The sequence below is a fragment of the Variovorax saccharolyticus genome, from assembly GCF_030316765.1.
Classification (GTDB): Bacteria; Pseudomonadota; Gammaproteobacteria; order Burkholderiales; family Burkholderiaceae_C; genus Variovorax; species Variovorax saccharolyticus.
Genome location: NZ_JASZYT010000003.1, coordinates 140,839 through 154,939, shown reverse-complemented (window position 1 = coordinate 154,939; position 14,101 = coordinate 140,839). Strand labels below are relative to the sequence as shown.

At 68.3% G+C, this 14,101-nt stretch carries 12 protein-coding genes and 1 tRNA gene; 1 reads left to right on the top strand and 12 read right to left on the bottom strand.

Going from position 1 to position 14,101, the window contains the following annotated elements:
• Positions 1-26 precede the first annotated feature (26 nt).
• From QTI45_RS11445 to QTI45_RS11390, 12 genes are all read right to left on the bottom strand, one after another.
• Positions 27-686 carry a DUF2894 domain-containing protein gene (locus QTI45_RS11445; RefSeq protein ID WP_353621294.1) on the bottom strand — a complete coding sequence of 220 codons (660 nt, stop codon included), beginning with the start codon at positions 684-686 and terminating at the stop codon, positions 27-29.
• Positions 679-1,326 carry an OmpA family protein gene (locus QTI45_RS11440; RefSeq protein WP_286368752.1) on the bottom strand — a complete coding sequence of 216 codons (648 nt, stop codon included), beginning with the start codon at positions 1,324-1,326 and terminating at the stop codon, positions 679-681. The genes QTI45_RS11445 and QTI45_RS11440 overlap by 8 nt, the downstream gene beginning before the upstream one ends.
• Positions 1,326-3,419: a DUF802 domain-containing protein gene (locus QTI45_RS11435; RefSeq protein ID WP_286654421.1), complete on the bottom strand. Its 2,094-nt coding sequence runs from the start codon at positions 3,417-3,419 to the stop codon at positions 1,326-1,328. Before QTI45_RS11435 ends, QTI45_RS11440 begins: the two co-directional genes overlap by 1 nt.
• A gap of 17 nt (positions 3,420-3,436) precedes the next feature.
• Complete coding sequence (locus QTI45_RS11430; RefSeq protein ID WP_286654420.1) at positions 3,437-4,051, bottom strand: DUF3348 domain-containing protein; 615 nt, start codon at positions 4,049-4,051, stop codon at positions 3,437-3,439.
• Positions 4,052-4,180: 129 nt separating this feature from the next.
• Entirely contained in the window at positions 4,181-5,392 is a 1,212-nt protein-coding gene (gene gltS / locus QTI45_RS11425) for a sodium/glutamate symporter (RefSeq protein WP_286368755.1), read from the bottom strand.
• A gap of 228 nt (positions 5,393-5,620) precedes the next feature.
• Entirely contained in the window at positions 5,621-5,857 is a 237-nt protein-coding gene (locus QTI45_RS11420) for a hypothetical protein (protein WP_286654419.1), read from the bottom strand.
• A 485-nt stretch (positions 5,858-6,342) separates the two neighbouring features.
• Positions 6,343-6,418: transfer RNA gene (locus QTI45_RS11415), tRNA-Thr, on the bottom strand.
• Positions 6,419-6,429: 11 nt separating this feature from the next.
• On the bottom strand, positions 6,430-7,440 hold the full coding sequence (locus tag QTI45_RS11410; protein ID WP_286368757.1) for a class 1 fructose-bisphosphatase: 1,011 nt from the start codon (positions 7,438-7,440) through the stop codon (positions 6,430-6,432).
• A gap of 20 nt (positions 7,441-7,460) precedes the next feature.
• A complete protein-coding gene (pepN, locus tag QTI45_RS11405) occupies positions 7,461-10,151 on the bottom strand; it encodes an aminopeptidase N (protein WP_286368758.1) in 2,691 nt (896 codons plus the stop codon).
• Positions 10,138-10,818, bottom strand: a complete 681-nt coding sequence (locus QTI45_RS11400; protein ID WP_286654418.1) for an HAD family hydrolase — start codon at positions 10,816-10,818, stop codon at positions 10,138-10,140. The genes pepN and QTI45_RS11400 overlap by 14 nt, the downstream gene beginning before the upstream one ends.
• A protein-coding gene (gene prfB, locus QTI45_RS11395) for a peptide chain release factor 2 (RefSeq protein WP_286368760.1) occupies positions 10,818-11,922 on the bottom strand; the annotation gives its coding sequence in 2 pieces (ribosomal slippage) (positions 10,818-11,840 and positions 11,842-11,922; 1,104 coding nt in all). Before prfB ends, QTI45_RS11400 begins: the two co-directional genes overlap by 1 nt.
• Positions 11,923-12,004: 82 nt before the next feature.
• Complete coding sequence (locus tag QTI45_RS11390) at positions 12,005-12,922, bottom strand: alpha/beta fold hydrolase (RefSeq protein ID WP_286368761.1); 918 nt, start codon at positions 12,920-12,922, stop codon at positions 12,005-12,007.
• Between the two features lie 82 nt (positions 12,923-13,004).
• On the opposite strand from QTI45_RS11390, the gene QTI45_RS11385 reads away from it, so the two are divergent.
• Positions 13,005-14,066 (top strand): aldo/keto reductase, encoded by a 1,062-nt coding sequence (locus QTI45_RS11385; protein ID WP_286654417.1) that lies wholly within the window; start codon positions 13,005-13,007, stop codon positions 14,064-14,066.
• Positions 14,067-14,101 lie beyond the last annotated feature (35 nt).

Here is a 14,101-nt window from a genome sequence, read left to right as displayed (position 1 = left end):
TGGCCGCCTGCCGCGGCCGAGGCTCTTCAGGCCGACTTGCCGCGAGCGGCTTTCCGCGTGCCTTCGGCGCGTGGGCTCTCCGCCCCCGCCGCGCTGCCTGCGCTGGTCGCCTGCTCGATCCACAGCAAGGTGTCGACATAGGACATGAAGCGGTCCAGGTAGTCCGGCGACAGGTCGCGCATCAGGGTCAGCGAGCGGTGCACCAGATGGTGCGAGTTGAGCGGGCCGGCGTTCTCCGGCATCTTCGCCAGCGACTGGGTCAGCCGTCGATCGGCGCTGAGCCGCGACCAGGTGCTCTTGAAGTAGCCGAGCGACTTCAGTTCGGGCAGCGAGGGCGGCAGGCCGGTCGCGGCATCGCCGGTCTCTGCGCCGCTGGCGGCAGCCGGTGCCTGCCTCGCCGCATGCGCGACGAGCTGCGCGAGCGGGCCGCGCGCCGGCGGCGTCTTGCCGGGCTTCTTTTCGGTGGCGTCCGCCGCGGGCCGACGGCCTTCGAGCGCCTCGCCGTACGCCATGACCAGCTGCGCCAGCCTGTGGTCCAGGATGCGTCGCGCGTCGCCGCCGTGGCCGGCGGCCCGCCTGGCGAGCGCTTCGATGAAGCGAAAGCGGATCGGATCGACGCGATGGTCGCCACGCTCGCGCCAGGCATCGAGCATCGCGCCGATGTCGATGGCCTGCTCGCTATTCACGGCGCTTCGCGATCGCGTTGGATGGCCTCGGCGTGGGCGACATCTCCACGCGCCGGTTCTTCGACCGGCCTTCGGCATCGGCGTTGGACGCCACCGCCTGCTCGGCCCCGAAGGCCGCGGCGAACACCGACGACGACGGCACGCCGTCCTCGATCAAGGCCCGGGTCACGGTCAGGGCGCGTTGCGCCGACAGCTCCCAGTTGTCGGCGAAGCGGCGGGCGCCATCGCGCATCTGGCGGTCGTCGGTGAAGCCGCTGACCATCAGGATCTCGTCGCGCGACTGGAGGTAGGCGGCCAGCGGCGCGGTCAGGCTCTTCAGCAGCTGCCGGCCTTCGGGCTGCAGCTCGGCCGAGTTGAAGGCGAACAGCACGCTGCCACTGATGCCGATGCGCCCGTTGTTGAGCGTCACTCGGCCCGCGGCCAGGGGGCCGGCCAGGGCCTGTTCGAGCGTCTGCAGGCGCTTGGCCGCCTCTTGGCGCTGCTTGACCTCGGCCTCGAGCTGGCTGGTGAGCTCGATCTGCATGCCGAGCACGCACACCAGGATCAGCACGAAGGCCCCCAGCAGCCCCGCCATGAGGTCGCCGAAGACGGCCCATACCGGCACCGTCGGCTCGAGGCCGGCGTCGAGCTCGTCGGACATCACGCTTCGCTCGCCACCGCGGCGCGGCTGCTGCCGGCGATCTGCTGCAGATCCTCGACGATCTGCTTTTGCGACATGATGCTCAGGTCGATCACTTCCCGGGCCTGGGTCACGTAGTAGTCGAGCTGCTCGTCGCTGCGTGCGATGGCCTTGCCGAGCGCGCCTTCGATGCGCTGGAGCTGGGCCACCAGCTTCTCGTTCGACTCGCTGAACAGCTGCACGCCGAAGCCGAAGGCCTCGCCCAGGCTCGCGACCTCGACCGCGCTGCCGGTGATCTGCGCCGCGGCCTCGCCCATCTTCCCGGACTCGGCATCGACCTTTTCGGTGAAGCGGGTGCCGACGCGGTCGAGCAGGTCCGCCGATGCCGCGACCAGCGCGTCGATCGCGCCGCGCTGCTCGGTGGAGGCATGGTTGACGGCGCCAAGCAGGGTGTCGAGCGTCTGCAGGATGCGGCTGCGCTCATCGAGCATGGCGTTGTCGCGCGCCATGCTGTCGGACAGCTTCTGGCGCAGTTCGGCGATGACTTCGGCTGCCGCCCGCGGCGCCTCGGAAGCGGCCTGCATGAGCTGCGCGATCTCGGCGATCGTGCCTTGGGCGTGCGCCTCGGTCTGGGCCGAGATCTCGCGCGCGGTCTCGGCCAGCGTCTTGCAGATCTGCTGCTGCTGAGCCTCGGAGCGCTCGCCGGCCTGCTGCCATTCCTGCTGCAGCGACCGCGCCATCGCTTCGAGCGACCCGGTCCAGGCGGCCAGGCGCTGCGCGTCTCGCGAAGCGATCTCGGTCTGCAGGCCGGCATGGGCCTGGTCGACCGTGCGCAGCAGCGAGGCCGCATGCTGCTCGAAGCTGGCCGCCGCCGTCGACAGCGCGCCCTGCGTGTCGTTGGCCAGCTTCTCGCTCACGCGCTCCTGCTGCGCCAGCGCGCCGCGCCAGCTGTCCGACAGGCCGCCGACCGTGCCTTCGAGTTGGGTCGACACGCTCTCCACGAGCGCGGCCGAGCGCTGCTCGAAGGTGCGGGCGAACTGGTCGAGCGCATCGCGCAGGTCGCGCGTCTGCGCATCGCTGGTGCGCTGCTGCCCGGCGAGCGCGGCATGCCAGAGCTCGGACTGGGACGCGGTGCTGGTCTCGAAGCGGCTCGACAGACCTTCGAGCTGGCGCTGCACGCCGTGCTCGACCGTCTGGTGCAGTGCCGCCGTCTCGCGCGCGATCGCCGCCATCGTGGCTTCGACCACGGGCTGGATCGTCGCGCCGGCCGCGCGGGCGCTTTCGGTCAGGCTTTGTTCCAGCGATCGGCCGACGGTGGTGGCGAGGCTGGCATACACGGTCTCGGCCTTGCTGTGGAATGTGTCCTGGCTCGAGATCAGGCGTTCGTTCAGCGCCTGGTTCTGCCGTTCCATCGTCGTCATCAGGGCCTGCAGGCGATCGACCAGCACGGGCATCGCCTGGCCCTGCTGCTGCAGCAGCTTGAAGGACTCCTCGCGCTGGTGCGCCTGCGAGAAGCCCCGCAAGGTGGTTGCGATCCGCGTGTCGAGCCGCTGCGCGGCCTGCAGCCGGTCGCGCCGACACAAGGCCGAGACCAGGCCCAGCGTCGCGGACGCGGCCACGCCCGCGAGCGAGGTGCCGAAGGCCAGTCCCAGGCCCTTGACCGGGGCCGCCAGCGAGGCGCGGATGGCCTGCAGGTCGGATGCGGTCTCGAGCGCCGTGCCGGTGCCGCTCAGCGTGACCACCATGCCGACGAAGGTGCCCAGCATGCCCAGCAGCACCAGCAGGCCTGTCAGGTAGGGCGTCAGGGCCGGGCCCGGCAGGCCGATGCGCTCGCCCTCGATGCGCAGGCGCACCGCGTTCTGCAGCGAAGGATGGAGCCGGTCGAGCCACTGGCCCAGGCTGGCCGGCGGCACCGAGAGGTCCTCCACTGCGCTTGAGAGGGTCGAGGTGGCCTGGTGGAAGCGATGCAGTTCGAGCGCGCCCATCAGGTAGAAGGCGGCGACGAGCAGCGTGATGGCCAGCGCCAGCGGATTCGAGCCGATGTAGCCGGCACCGACCCAGCACACGGCGGCGAGGCCGACGAAGAAGGCGGCGAATTGAAGAGATCGGGTCATGAAGGCCTGTGTAGCTGTCAGCTCTTGCGAAGGGCTTCGAGCAGCCCTTCGATCGGTTGCAATCGGATATCCAGTTCGGCGAGCAGCACGCTGCGCATGTCAGCGCAGAACGCCTCCAGCCATGCGCCGGAGTCGCCCCCGCCATCGCTCGCGTCGCGCGCGGCTTCGGCCTTGCGCAGGCGCTCGAAGTGCTTCTCGAGCAGCCCGGGCACGGTCGACAGCAGGCGCTGCTCCTGCGCACCCAGCACCTGCGCCATCACCGCATCGACGGCCGCCAGCCGTGCCATGGAGGGCGAGCCGGCCGCCAGCCTGGCGCGCAGGCGACCGCGCAACGGCCCGATCGCCGTCTCCATCGCCTGCTGCCGGGCCAGATAGCGGCGGCGGTGGGACGCGAAGTCGGACGCGAAGGCGCCGCGTTCGTTGATCGCTTTCGCCAATGCGGCGCGCACGCCGGCGCATTCGCGCTCTTCGGCGCTCGCCGGCACGCGGGCGCGCGACGGCGCAGCCGCCCAGCTGCCATCGAGCGCTGCGGAAAGGGAGATGGCGTCGGTCCAGCCGAACCATTGACTCAATCGATCCGCGAAGCCATGCCTGGATTCGGGGACGTTGATGTCGGTCAGTCGAGCGAGCAAGCGAACCAGCGCCGAGTCGGTGAAACCTGTGCGCCTTGACACTTGCACCTACTGGAAAAACCGTCAATTTTACATCGGGCAGGGTGCCGGCCCGCCGGGGGTTCCGCGATCGCCGGCTGCCAGAGCACTTCAACCGGCCATCAGCCCGATCACCAGCGCATTCACCAGGTCGATGAAGAAGCCGCAGACCAGCGGCACCACGATGAAGGCGCGCGGCGCGGCGCCGTGCTCGCGCGTCACCGCGCTCATGTTGGCGATCGCGGTGGCGGTCGAGCCGAGCGCGATGCCGCCGAAGCCGGCGGAGATCACGGCGGCCTCGTAGTCGCGCCCCATGAACACGTACACCACGAAGAGGGCGAACAGGATCGCCATCACGATCTGCAGCGACACGGCGGTGAGCACGAACACCGCGACGCCGTGCATCTGCCAGAGCTGCAGGCCCATCAGCGCCATCGTGAGGAAGACGCCGAGGCAGATGTCCGAGATCAGCGCCACGCCGGCGCGCATGCGGTCCCAGTGCCAGAGCTGGCCCTTCTGCTTCGTGAACTGCGCGCTCACGTTGCGCAGCACGATGCCGGCGATGAGTGCGCCGACGAAGTCGGGCAGCCGCAGGCCGGTCAGTGCGATCGCGCCGCTGATGCCGCGGCCGAGGATCAGCGCCACGTTGAGCCAGAGCATCGCCAGCAGCACGCTGTTGTAGTCGAGGCGGGTGTGTTCCACATCCTCGTAGCGCACGCCGACCTCGAGCTCGGCCTCTTCCGACGATTTGAGGCGGTGCCGCCGCATCAGGTAGGCGGCGATCGGCCCGCCGATCGCGCATGCGGAAATCAGGCCCGCCATGTTGCTGGCCAGGCCGATGGTCTCGGCATTGGCGATGCCCAGCTGCACGAAGTGCGGCGCCCAGGCCAGCGTGGTGCCCACGCCGCCGGTGAGCGACACCGAGCCGGTCAGCAGGCCGGCCCGGCGGTCGAGCCCGAAGCCGCTCGCCACCGCCATGCCGGCGAGGTTCTGCAACACCATGAAGCCGGTGGCGAGCACCACCAGGATCAGCAGCGGCCGCCCGCCCTGGCGCAGCGTGCGCACGTCGGAGCCGAGGCCGATCGCGGCGAAGAAATAGAGCAGCAGCACGTCGCGCACGCCGAGCTGGAAATCGATCTTGAGCCCGAAGGCGAGGTACAGCGCGCTGACGATCGCGATGCAGACCAGCCCGCCGATCACCGGCTCGGGAATGCTGTAGCGGCGCAGCAGTTCGAAGCGGCGCGTGCATGCCTTGCCGACGAACAGCAGCAGGACCGCGAGCGTGAAGCTGACGTAGGCGTCGAAGTGGAGATCGTGTGCCAAGGCGATGGACCCGTTGGTGAGCAGAGTGCGGCGAGCATAACGATATGGCGTCCGCAGCCCGTCGGAGGGCCGGATTTCTGCTATGCATCCGGGTCTGGAAGCGCTGGCCGGGGCCGGGTGCTGCTTTCGCAGGCACCGTGTTGCAGGCCACGCCAGGCAACGATTCCGCTCCAATTCCGTGCGGTTTTCCCCAAAGTTGTCCCCAGTGAAGAGGGAAAACTACGAGGCCTAGTCGAGGGTGAAATTCCGATATTCGGCGAGCGTGGTGGGACGGAAGTCGTTCACCGGCACCAGCCGCTCGCCCAGGTCGGGGAACTGGGCGCGAATGAAGGCCTGCTCGCGCACCCAGCATCCGCGCGAGGTGCCGCCATCCCAGAGCGTGAGGTAGACGACACGGCGAGGCGCGGGGCAGCCGTCTTCTGCATCGGTCAACTGCATGACCTGGAACAGGGTGCCGCTGGTCACGAACAGGACTCGAGGCTGCAAGTCGCAGCCGAGAAGGATCGTGCAACCAGCGACGACTGCGATGACGGAAGACCTCTTCATGCCTGAGCTTTCGGGGCGCTGGGGAACCTCGATTGAGCGCTTGAGCGCCCATCGCGTCAACTCCAAAAAGGGGGATGGAGGGGCTCTGGCAGAGGCTCGCGGGCACAGTTGGTTATGGGTGGAAATTGAACAGCACCGACACATAGGAGGCGCGACGGGGCCGGGGCCACGGTGGCGCTTCAGCCTCGCTCGCTACCAGCTTGCCGCTAGCGTCGGAGCGAGGGATAGTGGGAGTTTGAAGGGCCTGGCGGTGGCATTGGCGGACGCGCTTCGCGTCAAGCCATCGGTCCTGATTCACGAGATGGAGAGGCTGGCGGAATCGAATCCCGCTCGAAGCCAGGCGCCAGCTGACCACTACAAAGCAAAAAAGCCCGCCGTCTTTCGACAGCGGGCTTTTTCACGTTTGGTGCCGGAGAGATGAATCGAACACCCGACCTTCTCATTACGAATGAGCTGCTCTACCGACTGAGCTACACCGGCTAAGCCTTCGATTATAGCGGATCGTGATAGCCGGTCAGCCGCTCGACCTCGTTTTTCGACCCCAACACAACAGCCACCCGCTCATGCAGCTTGCTCGGCTGCAGGTCCATGATGCGCTGGCGCCCGTTGGTCGCGGCGCCGCCGGCCTGCTCGACCAGCCAGCTCATCGGGTTGGCCTCGTACATCAGGCGCAGCTTGCCGGCCTTCTCGGGCTCGCGCTTGTCCCAGGGGTACATGAAGACGCCGCCGCGCATCAGGATGCGGTGCACGTCGGCCACCATGCTGGCGATCCAGCGCATGTTGAAGTCCTTGCCGCGCGGGCCTTCCTTGCCGGCCAGGCATTCGTCGATGTAGCGCTTCACCGGGGCATCCCAGTGGCGCATGTTGCTCATGTTGACCGCGAATTCCTTGGTGTCGGCCGGGATCTGGATGTCCTCCTGCGTCAGCATGAAGGAACCCTGCTCGCGGTCGAGCGTGAACATCGCGACGCCGGCGCCGACGGTCAGCACCAGCGTGGTCTGCGGGCCGTAGATGCAGTAGCCGGCCGCCACCTGCTTGCTGCCGGCCTGCAGGAAGTCGCCTTCCTGAACGCCGGGCGTGTCGTCGGGCTTCTTGAGCACGCTGAAGATGGTGCCGATGCTGACGTTGACGTCGATGTTGCTCGAGCCGTCGAGGGGATCGAACAGCAGCAGGTATTCGCCCTGCGGGTAGCGGTTGGGCACCACGTAGATGCTGTCCATCTCCTCGCTGGCCATGGCGGCCAGGTGGCCGCCCCATTCGTTGGCCTCGATCAGCACCTCGTTGGCGATGATGTCGAGCTTCTTCTGGATCTCGCCCTGCACGTTCTCGCTCTCGGCCGTGCCGAGCACGCCACCGAGCGCGCCCTTGTTGACCGCCTGGCTGATGCTCTTGCAGGCGCGCGCGACCACTTCGAGCAACAAGCGCAGCTGGCCGGGGATCAGGCCGTCGGCGCGTTGCTGCTCGACCAGGTAGCGGGTGAGGGATATCTTCGATTGGGCCATGTACTTGGGGTCCTTGAGGTTCAGATCGACAACGCGCGCGTCACGACTTCGAGCGTGTCCTTGCTCAGGTCGGGGCGCGCGGCGACGCGGGCGATGGCTTCGCGCGCGGCGCTGCGGTAGGGTTCGGCGAGCTTGCTCCAGCGGTCGAGCGCGCGGGCCAGCCGTGCCGCCACCTGCGGGTTGATGGCGTCGAGCTCGATCACGCGGTCGCTCCAGAACACGTAGCCGGCCGCGTCGGGGCGGTGCAGGGCGGCTGGATTGCCGCTGCAGTAGCTGAAGATCACGCTGCGGGCGCGGTTCGGGTTCTTGATCGAGAAGTCCGGATGCTTCATGAGCTGCTTGACCAGCGGCAGGATGTCGCCACCGCGGTCGGGCGCGCCGGCCTGCAGCGAGAACCACTTGTCAATCACCAGCGCCTCGTCCTTGAAGATCTGGTGGAAGCGCGCCAGCGCCGGCGCCGCCAGCGCATGGCCCGAGGCCACCAGCGCGTTGAGGGCGTTGAAGCGGTCGGTCATGTTGCCGGCATCCTTGAAGCGCTGCAGCGTCTTGCCGGGCCACACCACATCGCCCGAGGCCCGCGCCGCGAGGCACAGGTGGAGCAGGGCGATGCCCGCCAGCGCACGGCGGCCCGAGGAGACCGGATCGGGCGTGTAGGCGCCGGTGTCGTGGTTCTGCTCGTAGGCCTGCTCCCAGTCGGCGAACAGCGCGCTCGCGAGCTGGGCGCGCATGGCCTCGCGCACCGCATGCACGCGCTGCGGGTCGACCACGTCGAGCTGCTCGGCGATGTAGGTCTCGGAGGGCAGCGTGAGCACCAGCTCCTTGAAGGCGGCGTCGAGCTGCGGATGGCGCAGCACGCTGCGCATGGCGTCGATGAAGGCCTCGCCGAGCGGTTGCTCGCCGGCCACGCCCGGTTCGGCGATGGCGCGCAGAGCGGCCCGCAGCGCCAGGCGCTGGCCGGCTTCCCAGCGGTTGAACGGGTCGGGGTCGTTGGCCAGCAGCGTCAGCAGCTGCGCATCGCCGTAGTCGTAGTCCAGGATCACCGGGGCGCTGAAGCCGCGCAGGATCGAGGGCACCGGCTCGGCATCGAGGCCGACGAAGGTGTATTGCTCGCCGGCGCGCGTCAGCACCAGGGTGCGCGTGCCTTGGGTGGCCTCGGCCTCGCCCTCCAGCTGCACCGGCAGCTCGCGGCCGTCGGCGCCGAGCAGGCCGAGGTTGACCGGGATCACGAACGGTTCCTTGGTCGCCTGGCCCGGCGTCGGGGCACAGCTCTGCACGAAGCTCAGCGTGTAGCTGCGCGAGGCCGCGTCGTACACGCCGTGGGCCGCCAGGCGCGGCGTGCCGGCTTGGCTGTACCAGCGCTTGAACTGCGGCAGCAGGCGCGCCAGCTCGGTGTCGGGGTTGGCATCGGCGATGGCCTGCGCGAAGTCGTCGCAGGTCACGGCCTGGCCGTCATGGCGCTCGAAGTACAGCGTGATGCCGCGCTCGAAGCCCTTGCGGCCGACCAGCGTCTGCATCATGCGCACCACCTCGGCACCCTTCTCGTAGATGGTGACGGTGTAGAAGTTGCTGATCTCGATGTAGCTGTCGGGCCGCACCGGGTGCGCCATCGGGCCGGCATCTTCCGGGAACTGGGCGGTGCGCAGCACGCGCACGTCCTCGATGCGCTTGACCGCGCGCGCCGAAGGCTCGGCGCACAGGTCCTGGCTGAACTCCTGGTCGCGGAAGACGGTGAGGCCCTCCTTGAGCGAGAGCTGGAACCAGTCGCGGCAGGTGACGCGGTCGCCGCTCCAGTTGTGGAAGTACTCGTGGCCGACCACGCTCTCGATGTTGCCGTAGTCGGCATCGGTGGCGGTGGCCTGATTGGCCAGGACGTACTTCGTGTTGAAGATGTTCAGGCCCTTGTTCTCCATCGCGCCCATGTTGAAGTCGCTGGTGGCGACGATCATGAAGCGGTCGAGGTCGAGCGGCAGGCCGAAGCGGGCCTCGTCCCACAGCACCGAGTTGATCAGCGAGTTCATCGCGTGCTCGGTCTTGTCGAGGTCGCCGGCGCGCACGTACACCTGCAGCAGGTGCTCGCGGCCGTTGCGGGCCTTGATCTGCTGCTCGCGCGCCACCAGCTTGCCCGCGACCAGCGCGAACAGGTAGCTGGGCTTGCGGAAGGGGTCGACCCACTTCGCGAAGTGGCGGCCCTCGGGCAGGTCGCCCTGCTCGACCAGGTTGCCGTTCGACAGCAGCACCGGGTAGGCGGCCTTGGTGGCGCGCAGCGTCACCGTGTAGCTGGCCATCACGTCGGGGCGGTCGAGGAAGTAGGTGATGCGGCGGAAGCCTTCGGCCTCGCACTGCGTGAAGAAGGTGTCCTCGCTCACAAACAGGCCCATGAGCTTGGTGTTCTTGATCGGGCAGCAGGTGGTGAAGATCTCCAGCTCGAAGGCGTCGGGCAGGTTGTCGATCACCAGCTGGTCGGCTTCCATGCGGAACGAGGCGCCCTGGCCGTCGACCAGCACGCGCGCCAGGTTGAGTTCGTCGCCGTCCAGGCGCAGCGGCTCGGGCGCCACCTCGGGATTGCGGCGCAGGCGCATGCGGTTGAGCACCCGCGTCTTGGCCGGGTCCAGGTCGAAGGTCAGCTCGACCGTGTCGATCCAGTAGGCCGGCGCGCTGTAGTCCTCGCGACGGATCGCGATCGGTTGGCCTTGGGCATCACGCAGCAGCATCGAGTGTCTCCAGGAAGTTTGAGTTGTTCAGTTCGTCATAGTCGCGCACGGCCGCGATCACGTGCGGCCCCGCGAGCTCGGAGGCGCTGTGGGTGGTGCACACCGCCACGGCCAGCATGCCGCCGCGGCGGGCGGCCTCGATGCCGAAGGGCGCGTCCTCGAAGACGATGCAGCGCGATGGCGCCACGCCGATGCGGCGCGCGGCCTCGAGGAAGATCGCCGGCTCGGGCTTGCCGGGCAGGCCCTCGTCGCCGCCGACGATCGCCAGCGGCGCCGGGTCGGGCCGCAGGTGGGACATCGTGAAGGCGATGTTGTGCCGGTCGCCCGCGGTGCCGACCGCGACCTTCAGCCCGCGCGCCACCGCCGCCCGGTTGAAGGCGTTGAAGCCCGGCACCTCGCGGAACCGGGCGCCGAAGAGCTCGCGGTAGATCGACTCCTTGCGGTGCGTGATCTCGGCGCTCTCGGCCTCGCTCACCTCGCGGCCCATGAGTTCGCAGGCGCACTCGAAGGCCGTGCGGCCGGTGGTCTGGCGCATGAACTTCGGCACGTCGATATCGATCCCGTGGCGGATGCCGTACTCGATCCATGCCTTGGCGTGCCAGGGCATGGAGTCGACCATGGTGCCGTCCATGTCGAAGATCAGGGCTTCCACCTTGCGGGCCTGCATCAGACGCCCTGCTTCAGCGACGCTTCGATGAAGGCATCGAGATCGCCGTCCAGCACCTTCTGCGTCGCCGAGATCTCGACGTTGGTGCGCAGGTCCTTGATACGGCTGTTGTCCAGCACGTAGCTGCGGATCTGGTGGCCCCAGCCGACGTCGGTCTTGCTGTCTTCGAGCTTCTGCTGCTCTTCCTGGCGCTTGCGCATCTCGTGGTCGTACAGGCGCGAGCGCAGCCGCTTCCAGGCGACGTCGCGGTTGCTGTGCTGGCTGCGGCCGTCCTGGCACTGCACCACGATACCGGTCGGGATGTGCGTGAGCCGCACCGCCGAATCGGTCTTGTTGATGTGCTGGCCACCGGCGCCGCTGGCGCGGAAGGTGTCGGTGCGCACGTCCGACGGATTGATGTCGATCTCGATCGAATCGTCGATTTCCGGGTAGACGAAGATGCTCGCGAAGCTGGTGTGGCGGCCGCCCGAGGAGTCGAAGGGCGACTTGCGCACCAGCCGGTGCACGCCGGTCTCGGTGCGCAGCAGGCCGAAGGCGTAGTCGCCCTCGACCTTGATGGTCGCGCCCTTGATGCCCGCGGTATCGCCCGGGGTCTCGTCCTCGATCTGGGTCTTGAAGCCCTTGCGCTCGGCGTACTTCAGGTACTGGCGCAGCAGCATGCTGGCCCAGTCGCAGGCCTCGGTGCCGCCGGCGCCGGCCTGGATGTCGACGAAGGCGTTCAGCGGATCGGCCGGGTTGTTGAACATCCGGCGGAACTCGAGCTGCTTGATGTCGGCTTCGAGCTTGGCGGCGTCATCGGCGATGGCCTGCAGGCCGTCCATGTCGCCGTCTTCCTTCGACATCTCGAACAGCTCGGTGTTGTCCGCGAGGCCGCTGGTGAGCCGGTCGAGCGTGACCACGACGTCGTCGAGCGCCTTCTTTTCCTTGCCCAGCTCCTGGGCTTTCTTGGGGTCGTTCCAGACGTTCGGGTCTTCGAGCGACGCGTTGACTGTCCTCAGTCGTTCAGCTTTGGCATCGTAGTCAAAGATACCTCCGTAAATCGACCGTGCGGGCGCTCAGGTCCGCGAGAGTTGCGCCGATTTGGTTGATTTGCTCTGCATCCATGGGGTGTCCTGACGGTGTTCGGGGGAAACCGCGTATTTTCTCATGCCCGGCATGGCCGGGTCCGGGGCAGGGGGGAGCGCGCTCAGGCGGCGGTGAATTCTTCGATCAGGCGGGCCACGGCGGCCGGCTGGTCGTGGTGCAGCATGTGGCCGGCGTCCTCGACCCGGGCGATGCGGGCGTCGGGCACGCTTTTCAGGCGCTGGTGGTATTCGTCCAGCGTGTAGCGGCCCTTCCACCATTGGCCCAGGCTGTCGTCCGAGGCCTCCACCGCCAGCAGCGGCGCCCGGATGGCGGCATACAGCGCCAGCATCTCGTCGACCCGGAACAGGTTGGCATTGATGATCTTGTGGGCCGGGTCGCCGAGGATCTCCCAGCGCTCGCCGCCCTCGGCGTCGGGCCGGGCGGCCGACCAGTGGGCGGCCAGCCAGTCGGCCTTGTCGGGCGTCAGGCGCGGGTTGGTCTTCATGAGCCGGCGCGCCACGCCGTCGAGGGCCGGGTAGCCGGCCAGGGCCATCTTTCCGTCGTGCAGGCGCTTGATCTCGTCGATCCACTTGCCGAAGCGCTCGGGCGCCTGCTCGGGCTTCAAGGCCGGCATGCCGAAGCCTTCGAGGTTGACCAGTCGGCGCACGCGCTGCGGCCGCACGCCGGCGTACTGCATGACCACGTTGCCGCCCATGCTGTGGCCGACCAGGTCGACCGCCGTGTCGCCGGCATAGTGGTCGAGCAGCCAGTCGAGGTCGGCCAGGTAGTCGGGCATCCAGTAGTTGTCGACCTGCCCGCCGTCGGTGAGGCCGAAGCCGCGCCAGTCGGCCGCCACCACGAAGCGATCTTCCGCGAGCGCGTCCACCACGAACTGCCAGGACGCCGCCACATCCATCCATCCGTGCATCATGACCAGCGGCGGCCGGGCGGCCGACGGCTCTCCCCACAGGCGCACGTGGTAGTTGAGGTGGCGGACGGGAACGAATTCGCTGCGCGAGGGGCGGAGGGCTTGGTACATCGAATCCGATGATAAGGACCCCGGCCGGTGCGCGCAGTCGGCTGCAAGACAGCTGTCGACGGCAGCGGGTAGCATTTCGGCCATGCAAAAAATCCAACTCGGTCAAAGCGACCTTCAGGTGACGCCGATCTGCCTCGGCACCATGACCTTCGGCGAGCAGGTCGACGAGCCCACCGCCCACGCCATCCTCGATCGCTCCCTGGAGCGCGGGGTCGACTTCATCGATACCGCCGAGATGTACGCGGTGCCGGCGCGCAAGGAGACCTTCGGCGCCACCGAGACGATCATCGGCAACTGGTTCGACAAGAACCCGGGCGCGCGCCAGAAGCTCGTGCTGGCGACCAAGGTCGCCGGCCCGTCGCGCGGCATGCCCTGGGTGCGCGAAGGCAGCGGCATGACGCCGGCCGACATCGCCGCCTCCTGCGAGGCCAGCCTCAGGCGGCTGAAGACCGACGTCATCGATCTCTACCAGATCCACTGGCCCGAGCGCCACGTGCCGGCCTTCGGCCAGCTCTACTACGACCCGAAGCGCGAGACCTCGACCACGCCGATCCACGACCAGCTCGAAGCGCTGGGCAAGCTGGTCAAGGCCGGCAAGGTGCGGGCGATCGGTCTGTCGAACGAGACACCCTACGGCGTGCACGAATTCGTGCGGCTGGCCGAGCAGCACGGCCTGCCGCGGGTGGCGACGGTGCAGAACGTCTACTGCCTGATCAGCCGCGCCGCCGAGAACGGGCTCGACGAGACCATGCACCGCCTGGGCGTCTCGCTGCTGGCCTATTCGCCGCTGGCCTTCGGCCTCCTGACCGGCAAGTACGACCAGAGCGGCACCGAGGGCCCGGACGCGCCCAAGGGCGCCCGCATCTCGAGCTACGAGTCGGTTCGCAAGCAGCGCTGGGGCCGCCCCGATGCGCTCAAGGCGGCCCGCCGCTACAACGCGCTGGCCCGCGAACACGGGCTCACGCCGGCGCGGATGGCCCTGGCCTTCTGCTACACCAAGTGGCAGGTGGCGAGCACCATCATCGGCGTGACCTCGGTGGCCCAGCTGAACGAAGACCTCGACGCCTGGGGCACCACGCTGTCTCCGGAGCTGCTGGCCGAGATTGACAAGATCCGGTGGGAAATGCGGGATCCGGCTTCCTGAGACCTTGCGGGACAGACCAAGAAACTGCGCAGCAG